The sequence below is a fragment of the Nostoc sp. genome (assembly GCF_036917095.1).
In the GTDB taxonomy this organism is placed as follows: Bacteria; Cyanobacteriota; Cyanobacteriia; order Cyanobacteriales; family Nostocaceae; genus Nostoc.
In genome coordinates this window covers 58,915-77,893 of the sequence record NZ_JBALFH010000008.1, presented here as the reverse complement: position 1 = coordinate 77,893, position 18,979 = coordinate 58,915, and the positions used below count along the sequence as shown (strand labels likewise).

Sequence of the window (18,979 nt, the reverse complement as noted above, 5' to 3'; positions counted from 1 at the left end):
GCAGGGAGGGAATTTTGGAAGTTGCCAAATCATCCCCCTTTCTCTGCAACACCATGTACACAAAAGTTTCTTACAGAAAACCTGCGACAATTTTAACTTTGTCCATGAATCGGCAGTCTTCTCCAAAAACGCTGCTGCTAGAGAGCGAAATTAGTACAGCAATTAGAATAGTCGCATAGGTTCAAGGTAGTTCACAGCCCGCACCGCAATTAAGCAAAACTCTCCAACAAACTAATTGTTGGCCGTAATGACTGGGCTTGAATAAATAGCGTACTTTGCTCGGGAAAAGCAGTCCAATTTTGGTTGTTAGATAAAGGCTCAGAGGCAACAATAACTTGGTTTGGGTGCTTGAGTGTATCACAAGACCAATAAAGGGTAGGGGCTTGAGTGCGATAAGCATAGCGAGTTGCTGCAACTGCTTCACCATCACTGACAATTATATTGGCACTAAAACTAGTATCGTATTCTGATGCCAACTCAGTCAATTTTTGAAGTGTGGCACGTAAGGCTGAGAACAGAGTGCTGCCTGGAGACGACTGCCAGATTTCCACTAGCAAAGCGAAGATGTGTTCAGAGTCAGTCATGCCTTTAATCAGGCGGTATGTGGAATCAGAGAGGCTCTTACGTATTGGTCTATAGAGAGTCTCTTGAAAGTTTGATATCTCGCCATTATGCACAAACAACAGTTTACCACTGCGAAATGGCTGACAGTTGCTAATGTCGAGCGATTCACCTATTCCAGCCAATCGGGCATAGCCTACAGTACAAGTAGATTGTACATAGTTGCTCAATTCTTCCAGATTCGGATCGTTCCACAGCGGGATCGTATTTCGGTAAATGAAGGGTTTACCCAGTTCATCGTACCAGCCTACACCCACTCCGTCTCCACAAACTACTCCTGATTTTAATTCCAAAGAACTGTAACTTTGTTTGTAGAGCGAATGCTCCTGTTTATACAGCAACTCATCTAATCGGATGGGGTTACCAAAGTAGCCAATTAATCTACACATAAAAAATGATGTTGCTGAAAGAGTAACGATCAGTTACAAGTCCCGATCGAAATCGAACCTTTTAACTGGGCAATTTTTGTAAAGCATTACTAATTTAACAACTATTTTTTATCTTGTGTATGCTTGAACTGTGACTAAAGTCATGGTTTTATTTATGTCTTTTAGAAGAGTTTTTTGTAAACAAATAGATTTAAGAAATTTAGATATAGCTAAAGAAACTAAAAAATATTTTTTTATCCAAGCCAGTACAAGCTTAAGCAGGGAGAATCCCAAATGTGTAATAAACATAATTTGTCATTGGGAGCGTAACGTAGTGAAGCAAAGCGATCGCTATCCTACAGGAACGTCAAAGGCGAACATTCTGCTTTGCTTCATTCGCAATAAAAACTCATTATTTTAGTAGATTTGCTTGCATTGGGATGCTCGCGGTTAAGGACAGATTAGATCGCATAATTTCTCAAACGTTCTAGTTAGATATGTATAGATTTCTCCAACTTAACGAGTTGCTTTTAGAATATAAGAAAAGCGGCACAATAAGTATGTCAAATCACTTAATTTATAACTATTCATCCGGGCACGATACAAATATTATGCCGCCAAAATCTTTAATTCTTCATGCTGCTGCAAAGCGATCGCAGCAGTTAATATCAAGTCTGCTTAATCACTGACGATATGTCATTGCCAGTGGAACAGAGCGATTACTTCACTCTGCGATCGCTACATTCGTAATCACAAATATTTAGCCGGACATGATACGATCGCTGATTGAGCAATCTACCAACCACTAAGGGACTTCCAAATAAAAAAATATTCAATTATTGATTGTGGGGTGGGCAACATGAGCGCCCAGTTTATATGGCGGCCACCCCACAAGATTGGATAAATTATTTATTGGAGTTCCCTAACAGGCGCTTTAGCAACTATGTGGCTCACCATCTGGTAAGATTGCCTTGCATAAGTTGGCATTCTCCAGCTTCATTCCGGCAAAGGATAGCTCCTTTCAAGTCTGCAATAAATAGGTCGGTCTGATGCAACTTAGCACGACTCAAATTAGAAGCACGCAGATTAGCATAGCTCAAGTTTGCATTTGGGAGATTGGCACCCTGTAAGTAAATATTTTAACGATAATTATTTACCCCGACCTCTCATGTTATATTTATAAATATGAATATAATAAAAATCTAAATTTTTTATTATAACTTTTTTAGGAAATACACCTTTTGACATTAAAGTTAGACTCTTGATTTTCTCCTTATGCCGGGAGTTGCCTTTTCTACAGACGGGTACATTCAGGAAAATCTCAATGTCATTAGACAAAAATACCCTTGAAAAACCAGCAAATAAGCTGCTGGCAGCTTTGCCAGCCAGTGATTATGAACGCCTTGTCCCCCATCTAAAGCTAGTTTCGCTCTCAAATCGGCAAATACTTCACGAAGCAGGCGAAGCGATCGCACAGGTATATTTTCCTAACAAAGCAGTGGTTTCTATAATCACCACTATGGAAGATGGCTCAACTGTAGAAGCTGGTTTAATAAGCAATGAAGGTATGGTGGGTATCCCAGTAATTTTAGGAGATAACATCACAACCACAACAGCATTAGTGCAGGTTCCAGACAGTGCTATGCAGGTGGATGCAAATATATTCAAAAGTGAGTTTAATCGGGGTACAGCCCTTCAAAGCCTGTTGCTGCGCTACGTCCAAGGTGTATACACTCAAATAGCACAAGGATCTGCCTGCAACCGTCTTCATAAGCTAGAGAGGCGGCTGGCTCGGTGGCTGCTAACAGTTTCTGACCGTTTGGAATCAGAAGAATTTCCCCTCACCCAAGAATTTATCTCACAGATGCTGGGTGTACGTCGCGCTGGTGTCACCGAAGCAGCTAATATTTTGAGCGAAGCCGGAATCATCACCTACCACCGCGGTCAGATTAACATCCTGAATCGAGACGCTTTAGAAAAAACCTCCTGCGAATGTTATCAGATTATAGAAGATGAATATGTCCGTTTATTGGGCAATAAGCCCAATAAACGGAAAAAATAATTTTTTTTGAGCTTCTATGTACGAAACCGCACAGACTCGAACAAATATCATCTTTTAAGATTTTTTATATTTCCGAGTTGCTTTAGCAAATACACCTTTTGACATTAGGATCAGAACCTTAATCCTTTCCTTGTGCCCGGAGTTAGCTTTTCTAAAGTCATCTACCTTAAGGAGAGTGACTTATAATGTCATTAAATAAAAACCTCTTTCAGCAAAGACCAAATAAGCTGTTGGCAGCTTTGCCAGATAGTGATTATCAGCGTCTTTTCCCCTATTTAAAACTAGTTCCGCTTCAAGTTCAGCAGATCCTTTACGAAGCAGGCGAACCAATAACACAGGTATATTTTCCTGATAAGGCAGTGATTTCTATAGTCACCACTATGGAAGATGGCTCAACGGCGGAAGTTGGAATAGTAAGCAATGAAGGTATGGTGGGTATCCCGGTAATTTTAGGAGACAAGACCACAACCACAACATCATTTGTGCAGATTGCAGGCGCTGCTATGCAAATCAATGCAGATGTATTGAGAGCCGAGTTCAATCGGGGTGGAGCGCTTCAAACCCTGCTGCTGTGCTATGTACAAGCTGTATACTCTGAACTAGCGCAAGGTGCTGCTTGCAACCGTCTCCATACACTCGAAGAACGGCTGGCTCGCTGGCTACTGACAGTTTCTGACCGTCTGGAATCAGAAGATTTTCCACTTACGCACGAATTTATCTCCCAGATGCTAGGTGTACGTCGTTCCGGTGTAACAGTAGCGGCTAGCACCCTCAGCCGAGCCGGAATGATCGGCTATCAACGCGGTCATATTAGCATCCTGAACCGAGAGGATTTGGAGGCAACTTCCTGTGAATGTTATCAAGTTATACAAAACGAATTTGCTCGGTTGCTGGGCAAAAAGCCCAGCAACCGAGCCTGAAAATTTTTTTGAGTTATGTGTGCGAAACCGAACAGACTTGCAAAAGTAACTTAATTTAAAGTATTTTGGGTAAGTTTATCTTTTAATGTTCAGTGAGTGAAAACACTCTTAAGCTGCAAGTAAATAGGTTGCTTGCGGCTTTGCCAGCCAGTGATTATGAGCGTCTTGTTCCGCACCTGAAGTTAGTTTCGCTTCCCACTCGGAAAGTTATTTACGAACCGGGAGAACCCATCACACACGTCTATTTTCCCCAAAACGCAGTGGTTTCTATAGTCACTATTATGGAAGATGGTTCGACGGTGGAAGTGGGAATAGTTAGCAATGAAGGTATGGTGGGTATCCCAGTAATTTTAGGAGGCAACACAACAACCACAAAAGCCTTTGTCCAAGTTGCGGGCGCTGCTATGCAGATGGATGCAGATGTCCTTAGAACCGAATTCAATCGGGGCGGAGCTATTCAAAAGCTGCTGCTGCGCTATGTACGAGCTATATATACCGAACTTACACAATCATGTGCCTGCAACCGTCTTCATACACTAGAAGAACGGCTAGCTCGTTGGCTGCTCACAGTATCTGAGCGTCTCGAATCAGAAGAATTTCCGCTCACACAAGAATTTATCGCCCAGATGCTGGGTGTACGGCGTTCCGGTGTCACAGTAGCTGCTAGCACCCTCAGCCGAGCCGGAATGATTCGCTATCAACGCGGTCAAATTAACATCCTGAATCGGGAAGATTTAGAAGCAACTTCCTGCGAGTGTTATCAAGTCATCCAAAAAGAATATGCTCGGTTGCTAGGGACTCAGCCCAGGCGCGTAGGCGTAGCCCGTCGTAGACATCGCTAGCAAATAATTGTAACCTACTATGTCCGCAACCGGACAGACGCTTGCTGGTTGATTCCATTAAGATTTAGTAAAGTATGCATCAAAAGGTATTGACAAATATATGCCTTTTGATGCAATTGCTACTCTAAGTATTCGAGCTAGATGGCGGTGAGATAATGTCTAATCAATCAATGTCTTTTAAAGGTCTGCGATTGCTTGTTGTTGATGATGACCCTGATACAAGAACGTTACTTACCTTTTTGTTTCAAATAGACGGAGCAGAAATTATTACTGCTGCCTCGGCAGCTGATGCTCTTGAAATTATGTCATTCTTTAAACCAGATATCCTGATTAGTGACATTTATTTACCAGATGAAAACGGCTGTTCGCTGCTGATGAAGGTTAAAAACCTGGAAGCAAAGCGAGGGAGAAAGATTCCAGCTATTGCTCTGTCAGCATCTGCTTACGACGAAGACCGTAATCGGGCATTATTAGCAGGTTATGATATATACCGATGCAAGCCGATAGACTTAGACGAGTTAGCTTCTATGGTTGCTAGTTTAACTGGACTTGAACTATACGCTTGACATATTTGGATGTATAAGGGAAAAGTCAGTAAGCAAGAAAGCTTTAACTAAATTTTATTTATTTTGAAAATGCGATGTCTACCGCGGATTTTCCCAACGCCTAATGATTTTATACTAAATCAGCGCGTTGGCGTAGCCCGTCGTAGACATCGCATTTTCTTAGGAATCTTTTGACCAACTTTTATTTTTTCTTAATTTCGTTAGTAAAAACCTTTTAAAAAGGGAGTTGATATAAAATATACTAAGAATAAATACAGAGAATGCTGAAGTAGTTCTCTGTGAGTACTCATTTTTTCATATAAAGGGGTGCATTATGGAATATCTTGCTTATTCTCATATGTTTATTGCTCAAGAAGAGGCATCTGGAAAGACCAAATCTAATTCCCCTAAATCTCAATGGAATTGGACAAAACTTTTTAAATCTTCCGACATAGTTATTACTAAAGAAGAGACATCTGGAAACAGTAAATATAAATTCAATTGGAAAAAACTGCTTAAATCTTCCGCTTGGTTAGCTTTAGCTGGCGTCGGTGTATTAGTTGTTGCTGTTAGCCAAATTCAAATAAGTTCGGCTGCGTATGTGAAGACTAAGGGCAGTTGTTTACGTGTGCGTACAGGCCCAAGCTCCAGCTACTCATATGTGGACTGTATACCAAATGGCGCAACTCTTCCAGCCATTGAAAGATATGAAAACGGTTTTGCTAGACTTTCTACGGGTAGATACGTTTTTGCCCGATGGGTTGCTGATAAACCTAACAATTCTCCTGTGACTACACCTGGTGGTGTCGGTGGTTCGGTGATTCTTACCCCTGGTTCTAGAGGTCAGCTTGTCAGAGACGTTCAAACAGCTTTAGGTAATCTCAGAATTGATGGAATTTACGGTCAAGAAACTGTTAGCCGAGTCCGAAGCTTTCAGGCAAGTAAAGGTCTACTTGTAGATGGTGTTGTGGGGCCTGAAACTAGAATAGCTCTGGGTATTTAGCCAAAAGCCACCTTTTGAAAATCTCGTTTCTAGGTTCTACTATTTTCTTGTGGCATGGAGATAATCCTGACTTTTCACGTTATGTAAAAAAGCCAACGATTTACCTAACCCCCTAACCCCCTTCCCGATGCGGGAAGGGGGAAATTTTAAAGTCTCTCTCCTTTTAGGAGAGAGATTTAGAGAGAGGTAATCTAAATTGCTAAGTTGATATTTCTGATGAAATACCCAAGTAATTTTCTACAATCTGTAAGATGCGCTCTGCTGCATGACCATCCCCAAAAGGATTAATTGCATTTGCCATCGCTTCATAAGCATCTGGATCGCTGAGTAACTCAGCAGCATTTGCAAAAATATTCTCACTCGTAGTGCCTACAAGTTTAGCTGTACCGGCTGCAACAGCCTCTGGTCTTTCTGTGGTGTCTCTCAAAACTAGTACTGGTTTTCCCAAGCTGGGGGCTTCTTCTTGCAAACCACCAGAGTCAGTGAGCAAAAGATGCGATCGCCCAATTGCTCCCACCAATTCGCCATAATCTAGAGGATCTGTCAAAAAAATCCGGGGATGATTGCCTAAAAGTTCTTGCAACGGAACTCGCACTGTCGGATTGCGGTGCAATGGTAAAAGCAAAGCTGTATCAGGAAACTTATCTAAAATTTGTAAAAAACCTTGAGCGATCGCTAACAGAGGTTCTCCCCAATTCTCCCGGCGATGAACTGTTGCTAACAGAACCCGATATGAATCCCAGTTTAAACCTGGTACATTACAAACTACTTGGGTTGCAGCTACATTCAACAATGCATCAATTACGGTGTTACCCGTCATGTGAATTTCACCTAAAACACCAGAACGATGCAAGTTTTCCACAGCCCAAGGAGTTGGTGCAAAGTGCAACTGAGTAATTTGAGAAATCAACCGCCGATTAGCTTCTTCTGGGTAAGGGTTAAATATATCATCAGTTCTTAACCCTGCTTCTACATGACCCACAGGGATTTTATGATAAAAAGCTGCCAAAGCTGCGGCAAAAGCCGTGGTAGTGTCTCCCTGCACCACCACTAAATCTGGCTTTTTCACCTGAAATAATGCTTCTAACCCTTGTAAACTGCGGCAGGTAATATCATTTAGAGATTGCTTAACCTGCATAATTTCCAAATCATAATCTGCCTTGATGTTGAACAGCTGCATAACTTGCTCAACCATTTCCCGATGCTGTCCAGTTAGAATTACTTGCAACTCAAAACTTGAAGACTTCTGGAAAACCTGAATCACTGGAGCTAGTTTAATCGCTTCTGGACGAGTACCTAAGATAATGCAAACCCGTTTTTGATTAGTCATTAGTCATTTGTCATTTGCCAATGGTTATAGTCAAAATGGTCTATGGTCAATAGTCAATAGTTGGCGGTCAATCATCACACAAACGATAAATATAAATGAATAATTCAAACAATATATGAAAAAAACCCAGCTTAACCGGGCAAATGCAATGTTTGTCAAATTCAACTGTAATAACTACATCTCGATCTGGCAAGTTCAAATCACCAAGAGCATGAAAAAACCCGGCTTAACCGGGCAGACGCACTGTTTGTCTTATTTACCTGTAATGATTACATTTTAATCTCACAAGTTAAAGGGCAAGCAGCGTAAACAGTAGCCTGCATTTGGTCTGCCTCTCCATGTAGCCAGCTTAACCATTTAATTTCATTAGGATGAACTCCTTTAACAGTTAGCACACCCGCAGCCAATACAACTGCCATGACATTAAACATGATTAAAGCACCTGCTACAAGCAAAACAGCACTAACAGGCATCACAGATTGCAATATAATCGACAACAGACATCCCACCGTAGCCATCAAGACGACTAGTGGAAAACCCACAACCAACAAACATACTGCTAATGTAAAAGTCCATATTAAAAAGCTTTTAATCATCAACAAGGAGTAGGTCTTTCCTAGATTAGAGCTTTGAGCAGAAACCATGACTTTTCCTCCCAAAATACACAAGTGAATTTTAATCTCTCTCAGTCATATCTCGCTTTTTGCGAGTAAACTGAAATTCTTTCCTCAGTGAAATTCAGTATATAAAAACTAATTGGGAAAATGAGCATTTGTTTACTAAACTTTACAGTTAATTTTTTGTAATTATGAATTGAAACTCAATTTTCTATCTATTCAAAAAACTTGTTTTATGCATCCGTCTTCAGGTATACAACCTAAAAGCTATGAGCTTATAACCTCGATCTCCAGGACATTACCCCGATTCTACTTAACATTTCTTATAAAAATTAGTATTGCTTCTCATAATTCATCAATGGGCTGAATAAATGATCTGCTAGTGTTTGTGCTGTTAATTGCTGGCAATTCGTGTCCATGCCTGGGATAAATTTCTCATCTAAGGTCTTAGAATATTTATGTTTTATTAAAAGTACTATATATTACCAAATAACCTAAGTGTATTGACTGAAGCGTTTTGTGTCCTTGCGTGTGTTAAACCAGGTTAGATAAGTTAAATAATTTCTCTAAATCTTCTGAGTAGTGAAATTTCAAGAAAAAAAGATACAAGTTGAGGTGGATGAAATGGATTGACCGTGGTTCTAGAGTTTCAATCACCTCTCATCACCATTAGGGCTTGCACGCAAGCATCCGCCAAAAGTCATCGAAGCAAATGACTTGACTTTTCGTTAATCCAACTTTTTAACTCCCAAATGTGAAGATATATGACAGAATCACAGTCTCCATTAAATACTAGCCCTGCTGCCGGACGTAACCTGCCACCAATGCCGCCGCCACCGCCGCCAACCCCAACCTTTAGTACGCAGCGGCAGATGACACAAACACTGGATATGTCGGATAGAAGCGCCAACGCACCTGTTGCAGGCCATCGTCCGGTTAGTCCACCGCCAATACCTACTTCAGCTACCCCTAAAAACAGCAGTGCGGGGCCGACTTTAGAGAAGTTAATCAGGTTAGCTTACGATCAGGGATATTCTGACTTGCACTTGGGTGTAGGTGAAGTACCCCGCTTCCGCAGCCGAGGAGAAATTCAATCAACGGATTATCCAGAAACAGATAAAGAAGCTTTCATGAGTTGGTTGCGGGAGGTGATGAGTGAGGGGGAAATTCAGCGCTTTGAAGAACACTTAGAATTTGACGGAGCAACTCAATACGACTTTGCTCGCGTGCGGATTAATGTTTTTGGCACCCTTAGAGGGCCTGCAATGGTCTTGCGGTTGATTCCATTGAAAATCTTAACTATGGAACAGTTGAATTTACCGCCAATTTTTCGGGATATTTGTCATCACCACAAAGGTTTAATTTTGGTGACAGGGCCCACTGGTTCTGGTAAGTCCACCACAATGGCAGCGATGGTTGACTACATCAACAAGGAGATGGCCAAGCATATCATCACCATTGAAGACCCGATAGAATTTATCCATCAAAGCCGCAAGTCTTTAGTCAAACAACGGGAAGTGGGAATGCATACCCGGAAATTTGACAACGCTTTGAAAGCAGCTTTGCGGGAAGATCCAGATTTGATTCTGGTGGGAGAAATGCGGGATAAGGAAACAGTCAACACCGCCCTAAAAGCCGCTCAGACTGGTCACTTAGTCATGGGAACCCTGCACACAAATAGCGCTGTTAAAACCATTGAGCGGATTCTCAATCTCTACTCTGGTGACGAACAGGATGCAATGCGGGTGGCAATTTCTGAGTCTTTAGTGTCAGTAATTGCCCAAGGTTTGTGTCGCACAACTGACGGGAAGCGGGCTGCTTTCCACGATGTGCTGATCAATACTGAGGCAATTAAAGAATGGATCAAAGACGGCAAATATGATGAAATTGGCGAGTTGATGAAACAAGCTAGCTTTGACGGCATGGTTACGATGAATCAGTCGTTGCTCAATCTCTATCAAGAGGGGCGCATTACTGAAGAGACTGCTTTAGAAATGTCACCAACTCCTAACGAAATGGCACAGTTTCTCAGAGGTCGAGTTTAAGATTGGGCATTGGGAAGAGGCAGAGGGGCACAAAGCTTGGAGCAGAGGGGAAAGAACTAATTTTTTATTCTCCCCCTTGTCCACTGCTCCCCAATCTCAAATATCTTTGTCATCCTGGTTGAGGTTATAGCTAAGGTAAAAGGTAAAAGAGAGAATTTTTTACTTTTATCTTCTTAGCCTCTGTGAATAACTTGACGACAAACAAACTATCTACACCCCAGTTGTTTAAAGGCATTGCGCTATTTACACCTGGAGGAGATTTAATTTATTGCATCGACCCTAGCAAGCAAGGTCGATGGCACTTGCATTTGTGCTCGGCTTTGCAAGAAATCCTAGATTTGCCAGAGCCGCCGCACTTCTTAGTGCCTTGTTATACTGCGACTATTGACCATTGGTTAGATCCGCGCACTCAACAAGTGCGAACTTTTGCTGAAGCTTATCCGGCTGTAATTAGACATCAAGCTTTGCTTAATGCCATTTTTGGTACGGGGGATCTAGTATGGCAACCAGCTCCCTGGCAAGAGGGGTTGTGCGATCGCATGGTGTTAACAACTTATCGTTCGTCATTTGGGCAGCTTTGGGAAGATCACGACTTAATTGTCCGTCTAGACCTTTCTGAACCTGTGCCAAAATACCACCAACCAGTAATAGTACAAAAAAAGGAAGCCATCACACAAGGCTATGTTCTCCGCTTGTTTGTTGCAGGACATAGCAGTACCACTGAACGCATTCTCAAAAATTTACACGAATTATTAGAGCGATCGCTGGGGCATCCTTATACTCTGAAGGTGATTGATGTTTTAACTCATCCAGAACAAGCAGAACTCAATCAGGTTTCTGCAACTCCTACCCTTGTGAAAGTTTGGCCTCACCCAATTCGGCGAATCGTTGGAGAGTTGGATCGTGTAGAAAATATTTTACAGATGTTAGCTGCTAAGGAAAAATTTTAAGTTTTATAACGAATGAGGGTTAAAAGTGAAACACAGAGGTTTGATAGGTAGCAATTGTTTTCGCTAGAAATAAAAGAAAGTCTGTATTAAGCTCATGGATAATGAACTGCTTTGCAATCAGACTAGTTTTTTTTGCCCAGTGCGCGAATGGGTAGGTGTTGGTGAAGAGGCGACTACAAAAATGGCTGAATTGCCGTGTATGCAAAGACTTGACGGCTGTAGGTCTTGAAACCATCCGCGCACCTTATGTGGACTAGCTTTCAGCTAATTTCGTTTAGCACAATTGCCACTCCTCATGTTATGATTTTCCTATTCGCGCTATTGAACCTTGAAAACCAAATAACATAGGGCTTTCAGACGCCAGCGATTGCAATCAACTAAAATCCCTATTAGGGATTGAAACGTCCAAAGTGTCAGTCTAGAGTGTCAGTTCAAGTATTGCAATCAACTAAAATCCCTATTAGGGATTGAAACAAATCACAGCGAGCTTTTCATTGCCAACTAATGTCATTGCAATCAACTAAAATCCCTATTAGGGATTGAAACGTGATACTTCGCAGATGTCTACATTGAGATAGCAAGATATTGCAATCAACTAAAATCCCTATTAGGGATTGAAACTTTTATCTACACGCTGTACTTAATGCTGTCATTGGATTGCAATCAACTAAAATCCCTATTAGGGATTGAAACATCGCCATTTAAACTACCTAGCACCCCCAAAAGGATTGCAATCAACTAAAATCCCTATTAGGGATTGAAACAATTCACAAAGAACTCCTTTTAAATCCTCTTTAATTGCAATCAACTAAAATCCCTATTAGGGATTGAAACGCTTGTATCGACTGGTGCAGCAAACAAGGCATTATTATTGCAATCAACTAAAATCCCTATTAGGGATTGAAACCTTTGACATACAAAGCTAAAATTCTTTTTCACTATTGCAATCAACTAAAATCCCTATTAGGGATTGAAACAATAGAAGATACATCATGAAAAAATATCGTGTGACATTGCAATCAACTAAAATCCCTATTAGGGATTGAAACTTCTTGTTCTTGACCTTGAGGAATGCGAACTGAAATTGCAATCAACTAAAATCCCTATTAGGGATTGAAACAGCTGCTAGACTCGGTGGAACTCTTGGGAATGCAATTGATTGCAATCAACTAAAATCCCTATTAGGGATTGAAACAATCCATTCGTCGGACACATAAGGCATTACATAAGATTGCAATCAACTAAAATCCCTATTAGGGATTGAAACCCTGAAGAAGTAACCCCGACGAACGAACTTCTTGAATTGCAATCAACTAAAATCCCTATTAGGGATTGAAACTAGAGTGAATTTACCAAACCCCTTTAAATTATTTATTGCAATCAACTAAAATCCCTATTAGGGATTGAAACAAATGCTATCGAAGAAGTGGCTTTATCTTGTCATCATTGCAATCAACTAAAATCCCTATTAGGGATTGAAACGCTACCCAACTGCTTTACGAAAACTGGGACACTGATTGCAATCAACTAAAATCCCTATTAGGGATTGAAACCTTCAGCCTTTTGCTTAAAAATTGCAGAGTCGCATTGCAATCAACTAAAATCCCTATTAGGGATTGAAACCTGGGGATATCAAATTTTTACCTCCTGCGCTCGTTCCACATTGCAATCAACTAAAATCCCTATTAGGGATTGAAACATTAATAACTGCATTGTAGAATTTTAGAGTAAACGATTGCAATCAACTAAAATCCCTATTAGGGATTGAAACTACCCAAAAACTGGGAAATATTCTTTTTCTCTTGCATTGCAATCAACTAAAATCCCTATTAGGGATTGAAGGAGAGCTAGAGGCATAAACTGAACTCCTGCGATCGCATTACAATTGATAATCGCTCCAGCAATATACAGATAATTATGGACTGACTTAGCAAATCGATCGACTCAAGCGATCGCTTGCAGTACAGTCAAATATTGGATGGTAACTTTATGGCGATTTCGTTAAAGTATAAAAACTGTCAGAACGTATCTGACTACCATTTCGCCAAACTTCCACTTTATCAGGGCTGACTAAATAATAAAAACTACCATTATCTGCTCGATATCTGCCTTTACCAATATTCAAAGCTGCTATTTTTATAGGCTTGCTTGGGTCTTGCTTCAACTGCCCAATATAAAATAACTGACCCTTTTCTTCGCAGACTTTTACACGAATACTTGCAGTCTCACCTTGAATGATGATAACTCCATTGCATTTAGTATCAGTGCTAACAGGTGCAAAACCTATTGGAATCGGCTGTGAAGGTGAAGCTTGCTTTGCTAGTGGGGGTGTCGAAACTGGGCGGTTTGGGTTATCCACTTGCTGAATAAAAGCAGAATTAACACTTGCAGTCAAGGATGCCAACAGACGAAGGGGATCGACAGCTATTCGACCATTTGGATGAACTTCAAAGTGCAGATGAGGTGCTGTACTATTGCCTGTAGATCCCATCTCAGCAATAATTTGACCTTGAATGACCTGTTGACCCTTCCTCACCAACAAACGGCGATTGTGACCGTAAACAGTAGTGCTGCCGTCTTGATGTTTAATAGTTATGGCATTGCCTAATCCCCAATCATCCCAACCTGCTTTTACAACTGTACCGGATGCAGCAGCAACAATAGGAGTTCCAGATGCCCCTGCAATATCAATTCCTTCGTGTTGATATTTGCGAAAGCCTTGAGAAATAAACCCTTGAGTCGGCCAGATTAAGTTAGAAGCAGGGATAGGAGTTTGCTCAATTGGGGAATCGCCTGCTAACTGTGTTAAGGCAGATGTAGTTGTACTGAATACGGCGGTTAAGGATAGTAACCCAATTAGCCCATAATTACGATATCGATAGGTAACTTTTTTCATAAATTGTAAGCCGATTAAAACAATAATTCAGATAGTTTCTGATTATTTGCTGTTTCAAGCTGACTCGGAATATATCAGGAAATTAAATTTTTAAAGTGAGACTAAGTAGGTAGGTGCTGTTTAATGTTTTGAAGACGAGTAACTTTTAGTTTGGCTTTGAGTTGCAAGGGAACTAACTGACAGAGCAATACGCTGGGGTTAAGGTTTCCTCATCCCTAACCCTCCTTAAAAAGGATGGAATTAAGTCCCGTATGCCAGCCACCAACGCATGAATGGCGGCATACATTGATTGTGATTCTTCGCTTCTAGCTCAGTTGTTAGCGTAATTACCGATTAATTTGGCTAAGTCTGGCACAGCTTCTTCGACGTGCTTTTTGGCTGAACCTCGAAGTTTCTCATAGGTTCCTCGCACGATTTGGCGCTTTGTGCTTTGAACTCTCGCATCGGTGACACCCAGTAGCGCATCTGCCGTATGAGAGCGATTCGCACTCAGGTGTTCAACTGGATTGCCTTTCTCTACGCCCTCATTCCAGATGGGATCGAGTGCTGTGAAGCACTGTGGCAGGATCTGCTCAACGACGTAGGGGATATACCCTGGCTTGACTCCCTTTAGGGCGGCAAAGGCAGTTTTCAAAGCGATGCCGCTCATACCTGACTTGGATGCAAGCTGTCCTTCTATCATGTTGCAACAGTCATTTATGACCATAGCCTTTTTGGTCGGGTTCAAAAGTCCGTCGCTAAGTCCCATTTCACTCTTCCTTATCTAAGTACTTAATTTCTATTCAACTAATTTTTTAGCAAGCAGGAAATTACAGAAAATGGTATCAGAGTTAGAGTATGTTATGGACATAGGGAATATGCGTAAATCGAATTTAGGTGAGCGCACAAGCAATCTCGAAGAGACTACCTTGCCCGTACCCTGCAAACTGCTGGGATTGCTTACCGATCGCGATCGCCTAAATTAAATGCCACTACGCTAAACTTGTTACCATGTTTTTGATGAATTAGCTTTTTAACTAGTGTTACTGATTTCGGAATAAAAAATAATATCCAAAACCAGATTAAATTTGGACTTCTCCACAATTTTAAGCCGTGTCTGCTATAGATTTAGCAAAGGTTAATTAAGAATTTATCCAAGTTTAAATAAAGTTTCCATTTAGATTCAGCAATAGCTAAGAACAGCCAAAACCCTTGTAGAGACGCGATAGTTCGCGTCTCTACTCTATCAACTACCACGCAATTTGCGATCGCTCTTTTACAACTCGCTGATACACTTCTTCGGTTTGCTTGGCTAATTTTGGCCAGCTAAAGCGCCGCTCTAAATCCTCATAAGCGTTATCCACCAGCCATTGCCGATATCCTGGATTTTTCAAAACCTCCAAAATTCCCCAAGCTAGAGAATCGGCGTTATTTACCCAAGTAACAATGCCTGTTTTGGTATGTTGCACTACTTCTGGAAAACCACCAGTATCAGAAACTACTACCGGAACACGAGAAGCAAAGCTTTCTAAAGCCACAATCCCGAAAGGTTCGTAAAGACTAGGAAAAACGGCACAGTCAGCGACAGTTTGGAATCTATCTAAGTATTGATCGGAGAGAAAACCTGTAAAATAGCAATGATGCCAAATTCCCAAATCCCAGGCTTGGCGCTTGAGATGGTCAGTATTGCCGCCACCAACAATTATAAATTTAACGTTACCTGCCATTTGCGAAAGGATCTTAGGTGCGGCATTGAGCAATACAGGTACACCCTTTTCGTATGTCATGCGACCAAGGTAATAAACGATTTGCTCATCGTCTGTGGCGAATTGGCGGCGAAAATTCAGAGCATGAAAATCTACGTTATGCTGTTTCTTTTCGGCTCGGATACCGTTATAAATGACATCGATTTTGCCCCAAGGACTATGTAGCGCTCGTTCTACTTCTTGGCGCATATAGTCGCTACAAACGATAATCCGCCAAGCGTTGTAAGCCAGCAAGGTTTCTTTACCATTGATATAGCCTTGGATGTCTGTATGAATACCGTTATAACGCCCGTATTCCGTAGCGTGAATTGTGGCAATTAGTGGTATTTTAAAATTATGCTTAAGAGCGATCGCAGCATCTCCGACTAACCAATCATGGGCATGAATTAAATCAAAGGGCCCTTCCTCTAAAATCAACTTACCACCGTGATCTCCCATACTCAGGTTGAGATTGACTACCCAGTGGAAAAAGTCGTTACTATGTGCCACAGGCACCCGATGCACCTTTACTCCCTCAACTACCTCATACATCGATGCCTGACCAAACTCCGCCGTAATCAGGTGGACTTCATGCCCTAGCTTTACCAGTTCCGGGTACAACTCCGCTACATGCCGCGCAATTCCCCCAACAATCCTTGGTGGAAACTCCCAACTCAGTACCAGTATCTTCATCTACTAGACTCCCCGACGCTTTACAAATATCTAAAAAACTACATTTATCTAAAAATACAAGTCTGGCGAATACAGTGAGTACTTTTACTAAAATTTTTAGATTTTTTAACAGTGATTTTGTTAAAGCTTATCAAAGGTTATCAACTGTGGGCTAGGGATAGGAAGTAAGGGATGATACTAATTCGTAATTCGTAATTCGTAATTGAGCGCCCGTTTTGCAACTTAGGCTTTAAAAAGCACCTCTTTCTAAAAGGAAAGAGGTTTTGACTCCCCCTTCCCTTGTAGGGAAGGGGGCTGGGGGGTTAGGTCTTTTATGTTTTTTCCACTTGAGATGTAGCCGCAAGCAGCCAATTGTCTCTGAGGATTAAGCACTCTTAGGGAACTCCAAATAAAAAAATACTCAACTACTTTTTGTGGGGTGGGCGACACAATAGCCCCAAGCCTTGGGCGGACAAGATGTCCACCCCACAAGATTGGATAATTTATTTGTTGGAAGTCCCTTAAATTAGTTTTGATCCAAACGCAGTACTGCCATAAAAGCTTCCTGCGGTACGTCCACTGTACCTACAGATTTCATCCGCTTTTTACCTTTTGCTTGCTTCTGTAATAGTTTCTTCTTCCGGCTGATATCACCACCGTAGCACTTGGCTAGCACGTCTTTCCGCAAAGCAGGTATATGTTCGCTGGCGATAACTTTACTGCCAATAGATGCCTGAATTGGCACTTTGAATTGATGGCGAGGAATTAGCTCTTTGAGTTTTTCCGCCATTGCCCGCCCGACATTGTAAGCTTTATCCCGATGCACAATCATCGCCAAGGAATCTACGGGATCGCCGTTAATCATGATATCTAGTTTTACCAGAGGATTTTCACGGTAGCCGATGATGTGATATTCCATACTGGCGTAGCCGCGCGATCGCGATTTCATCTGGTCAAAAAAGTCAGTCACAACTTCCGCCAAGGGTAGCTCGTATGTAAGGGTGGTTCGTCCTTGGGTGAGATATTTCATATCTTTGAAGATACCACGGCGGTTTTGTGACAACTCCATCAAGCTGCCAACATAAGTTTCCGGGGTAATCATCTCTACTTGGACGTAGGGTTCTTCAATTCTTTCGCGATCGTTGGGAGAAGGCAAACGGCTAGGATTATCGATGTACAGTTCTTCACCTTTGAGGGTAATCACCTTATAAACCACCGAGGGGGCTGTAATGATTAAATCTAGGTTATACTCTCGCTCTAGGCGTTCCTGAACAATTTCCATGTGCAGCAAGCCTAAAAACCCACAACGGAAGCCAAACCCCATCGCGCTCGAAGTTTCTGGTTCGTAATGCAGCGCTGCGTCGTTGAGTTCGAGCTTTTCTAAAGCTTCCCGCAAATCTTCAAATTGGTCAGCATCAATGGGGAACATCCCGCAAAAAACCATCGGGTTCGCTTCTGCGTAGCCTGGTAAGGGTGACTCAGCTTTCGCCTTACTGAGGGTAATTGTGTCTCCTACCCGTGCATCAGCTACAGCTTTAATTGCCGCTCCCAAATAGCCTACTTCCCCAGCGTGGAGTTCATCAACTTGCTTTTGAGTGGGAGAAAGAACGCCTAACTCATCAATTTCAAATTCTTTACCGGATGCCATCAAATGGATGCGATCGCCTTTTTTCAATGTGCCATCCATCACCCGGAAGTATACAATTACTCCCCGGTAACTGTCGTAATAGCTATCAAATATTAACGCTCGTAAGCGTTCATTTATCGTATTTGGTGGTGGCGGTATCCGCTCGACAACTGCTTCTAAAATCTCATCAATACCAATTCCTTCTTTAGCAGAGGCAAGAATCGCACCACTGCAATCTAGACCGATAATTTCTTCAATTTCGCCAATTACCCGTTCTGGTTCAGCCCCAGGCAAATCAATTTTATTCAAAACCGGGATAATTTCCAGGTTACTCTCTAAGGCTAAATATACATTTGCCAAAGTTTGCGCCTCCACACCTTGGGACGCATCTACTACCAATAGCGCTCCTTCACAAGCAACAAGAGAGCGGGAGACTTCATAAGAGAAATCCACATGCCCAGGAGTATCAATTAAATTCAGCACATACTGCTGACCATCCTTGGCTGTGTAGTTCATCCGGGCAGCTTGCAGCTTAATGGTAATGCCGCGCTCCCGTTCCAAATCCATATTGTCAAGAAACTGTTCCTTCATCTGTCGGTCTTCAACAGTGCCAGTAGCTTGCAGCAAGCGATCGGCGAGGGTTGATTTCCCGTGGTCGATGTGAGCAATAATACAAAAATTGCGAATGCGAACTGCGGGAACGTCAGTCATATACTATCTTTGCCTTAGCAGCAACCAAAGTTAAAAGAGCAATTTA

Annotated in this window: 16 protein-coding genes and 1 CRISPR repeat array; of the genes, 8 read left to right on the top strand and 8 right to left on the bottom strand. The window is 41.8% G+C overall.

The annotated features are described in order from the left end of the window. Nucleotides 1-209 precede the first annotated feature (209 nt). Nucleotides 210-1,010, bottom strand: a complete 801-nt coding sequence (egtC, locus tag V7L01_RS02285) for an ergothioneine biosynthesis protein EgtC (RefSeq protein WP_335031535.1) — start codon at nucleotides 1,008-1,010, stop codon at nucleotides 210-212. 539 nt (nucleotides 1,011-1,549) lie between these two features. Here egtC and V7L01_RS02280 point away from each other — a divergent pair. After that, entirely contained in the window at nucleotides 1,550-1,678 is a 129-nt protein-coding gene (locus V7L01_RS02280) for a hypothetical protein (protein ID WP_335031533.1), read from the top strand. Between the two features lie 261 nt (nucleotides 1,679-1,939). Here the strand turns inward: V7L01_RS02280 and V7L01_RS02275 are convergent, their stop codons facing one another. After that, entirely contained in the window at nucleotides 1,940-2,125 is a 186-nt protein-coding gene (locus tag V7L01_RS02275) for a pentapeptide repeat-containing protein (protein ID WP_335031546.1), read from the bottom strand. Between the two features lie 188 nt (nucleotides 2,126-2,313). Between V7L01_RS02275 and V7L01_RS02270 the strand changes: the two genes are divergently transcribed. The 5 genes from V7L01_RS02270 (at nucleotide 2,314) to V7L01_RS02250 (ending at nucleotide 6,361) form a co-directional block, all read left to right on the top strand. Continuing rightward, nucleotides 2,314-3,051 (top strand): Crp/Fnr family transcriptional regulator, encoded by a 738-nt coding sequence (locus V7L01_RS02270; protein ID WP_335031531.1) that lies wholly within the window; start codon nucleotides 2,314-2,316, stop codon nucleotides 3,049-3,051. Nucleotides 3,052-3,236: 185 nt separating this feature from the next. Beyond that, the gene (locus V7L01_RS02265; RefSeq protein WP_335031529.1) at nucleotides 3,237-3,971 is read left to right on the top strand and encodes a Crp/Fnr family transcriptional regulator; all 735 of its coding nucleotides are present in this window, start codon (nucleotides 3,237-3,239) and stop codon (nucleotides 3,969-3,971) included. 92 nt (nucleotides 3,972-4,063) lie between these two features. Further along, entirely contained in the window at nucleotides 4,064-4,813 is a 750-nt protein-coding gene (locus tag V7L01_RS02260) for a Crp/Fnr family transcriptional regulator (RefSeq protein ID WP_335031527.1), read from the top strand. Nucleotides 4,814-4,968: 155 nt separating this feature from the next. Further along, on the top strand, nucleotides 4,969-5,379 hold the full coding sequence (locus V7L01_RS02255) for a response regulator (RefSeq protein WP_335031525.1): 411 nt from the start codon (nucleotides 4,969-4,971) through the stop codon (nucleotides 5,377-5,379). A 313-nt stretch (nucleotides 5,380-5,692) separates the two neighbouring features. Beyond that, on the top strand, nucleotides 5,693-6,361 hold the full coding sequence (locus tag V7L01_RS02250; protein WP_335031523.1) for a peptidoglycan-binding domain-containing protein: 669 nt from the start codon (nucleotides 5,693-5,695) through the stop codon (nucleotides 6,359-6,361). A gap of 199 nt (nucleotides 6,362-6,560) precedes the next feature. Here V7L01_RS02250 and wecB read toward each other — a convergent pair whose 3' ends face one another. Further along, nucleotides 6,561-7,691: a non-hydrolyzing UDP-N-acetylglucosamine 2-epimerase gene (wecB, locus tag V7L01_RS02245; protein WP_335031521.1), complete on the bottom strand. Its 1,131-nt coding sequence runs from the start codon at nucleotides 7,689-7,691 to the stop codon at nucleotides 6,561-6,563. Nucleotides 7,692-7,960: 269 nt separating this feature from the next. Continuing rightward, on the bottom strand, nucleotides 7,961-8,335 hold the full coding sequence (locus V7L01_RS02240) for a hypothetical protein (protein WP_229451369.1): 375 nt from the start codon (nucleotides 8,333-8,335) through the stop codon (nucleotides 7,961-7,963). Nucleotides 8,336-9,072: 737 nt separating this feature from the next. Here V7L01_RS02240 and V7L01_RS02235 point away from each other — a divergent pair. Beyond that, a complete protein-coding gene (locus V7L01_RS02235; RefSeq protein WP_335031518.1) occupies nucleotides 9,073-10,353 on the top strand; it encodes a type IV pilus twitching motility protein PilT in 1,281 nt (426 codons plus the stop codon). A gap of 182 nt (nucleotides 10,354-10,535) precedes the next feature. Further along, complete coding sequence (locus V7L01_RS02230) at nucleotides 10,536-11,303, top strand: circadian clock KaiB family protein (RefSeq protein ID WP_335031516.1); 768 nt, start codon at nucleotides 10,536-10,538, stop codon at nucleotides 11,301-11,303. Nucleotides 11,304-11,669: 366 nt separating this feature from the next. Beyond that, a CRISPR array of direct repeats spans nucleotides 11,670-13,146; the repeat unit is 37 nt; unit sequence ATTGCAATCAACTAAAATCCCTATTAGGGATTGAAAC. 144 nt (nucleotides 13,147-13,290) lie between these two features. On the opposite strand, the gene V7L01_RS02225 is transcribed toward V7L01_RS02230, so the two are convergent. The 4 genes from V7L01_RS02225 to lepA form a co-directional block, all read right to left on the bottom strand. Next, nucleotides 13,291-14,199: a M23 family metallopeptidase gene (locus V7L01_RS02225; RefSeq protein ID WP_335031514.1), complete on the bottom strand. Its 909-nt coding sequence runs from the start codon at nucleotides 14,197-14,199 to the stop codon at nucleotides 13,291-13,293. Nucleotides 14,200-14,509: 310 nt separating this feature from the next. Then, complete coding sequence (locus V7L01_RS02220; RefSeq protein ID WP_335031512.1) at nucleotides 14,510-14,947, bottom strand: DUF6918 family protein; 438 nt, start codon at nucleotides 14,945-14,947, stop codon at nucleotides 14,510-14,512. A gap of 481 nt (nucleotides 14,948-15,428) precedes the next feature. Further along, nucleotides 15,429-16,616: a glycosyltransferase family 4 protein gene (locus V7L01_RS02215; protein ID WP_335031510.1), complete on the bottom strand. Its 1,188-nt coding sequence runs from the start codon at nucleotides 16,614-16,616 to the stop codon at nucleotides 15,429-15,431. Nucleotides 16,617-17,121: 505 nt separating this feature from the next. After that, nucleotides 17,122-18,933, bottom strand: coding sequence for a translation elongation factor 4 (lepA, locus tag V7L01_RS02210; RefSeq protein ID WP_335031509.1), 1,812 nt, complete (start codon nucleotides 18,931-18,933; stop codon nucleotides 17,122-17,124). Nucleotides 18,934-18,979 lie beyond the last annotated feature (46 nt).

What these genes read in the sequence shown, in the direction of transcription:
- egtC (WP_335031535.1), bottom strand. Translation starts at nt 1,010, where the DNA reads ATGTGTAGATTAATTGGCTACTTTGGTAACCCCATCCGATTAGATGAG.
- V7L01_RS02280 (WP_335031533.1), top strand. Translation starts at nt 1,550, where the DNA reads ATGTCAAATCACTTAATTTATAACTATTCATCCGGGCACGATACAAAT.
- V7L01_RS02270 (WP_335031531.1), top strand. Translation starts at nt 2,314, where the DNA reads ATGTCATTAGACAAAAATACCCTTGAAAAACCAGCAAATAAGCTGCTG.
- V7L01_RS02265 (WP_335031529.1), top strand. Translation starts at nt 3,237, where the DNA reads ATGTCATTAAATAAAAACCTCTTTCAGCAAAGACCAAATAAGCTGTTG.
- V7L01_RS02255 (WP_335031525.1), top strand. Translation starts at nt 4,969, where the DNA reads ATGTCTAATCAATCAATGTCTTTTAAAGGTCTGCGATTGCTTGTTGTT.
- V7L01_RS02250 (WP_335031523.1), top strand. Translation starts at nt 5,693, where the DNA reads ATGGAATATCTTGCTTATTCTCATATGTTTATTGCTCAAGAAGAGGCA.
- wecB (WP_335031521.1), bottom strand. Translation starts at nt 7,691, where the DNA reads ATGACTAATCAAAAACGGGTTTGCATTATCTTAGGTACTCGTCCAGAA.
- V7L01_RS02240 (WP_229451369.1), bottom strand. Translation starts at nt 8,335, where the DNA reads ATGGTTTCTGCTCAAAGCTCTAATCTAGGAAAGACCTACTCCTTGTTG.
- V7L01_RS02235 (WP_335031518.1), top strand. Translation starts at nt 9,073, where the DNA reads ATGACAGAATCACAGTCTCCATTAAATACTAGCCCTGCTGCCGGACGT.
- V7L01_RS02225 (WP_335031514.1), bottom strand. Translation starts at nt 14,199, where the DNA reads ATGAAAAAAGTTACCTATCGATATCGTAATTATGGGCTAATTGGGTTA.
- V7L01_RS02220 (WP_335031512.1), bottom strand. Translation starts at nt 14,947, where the DNA reads ATGGGACTTAGCGACGGACTTTTGAACCCGACCAAAAAGGCTATGGTC.
- V7L01_RS02215 (WP_335031510.1), bottom strand. Translation starts at nt 16,616, where the DNA reads ATGAAGATACTGGTACTGAGTTGGGAGTTTCCACCAAGGATTGTTGGG.
- lepA (WP_335031509.1), bottom strand. Translation starts at nt 18,933, where the DNA reads ATGACTGACGTTCCCGCAGTTCGCATTCGCAATTTTTGTATTATTGCT.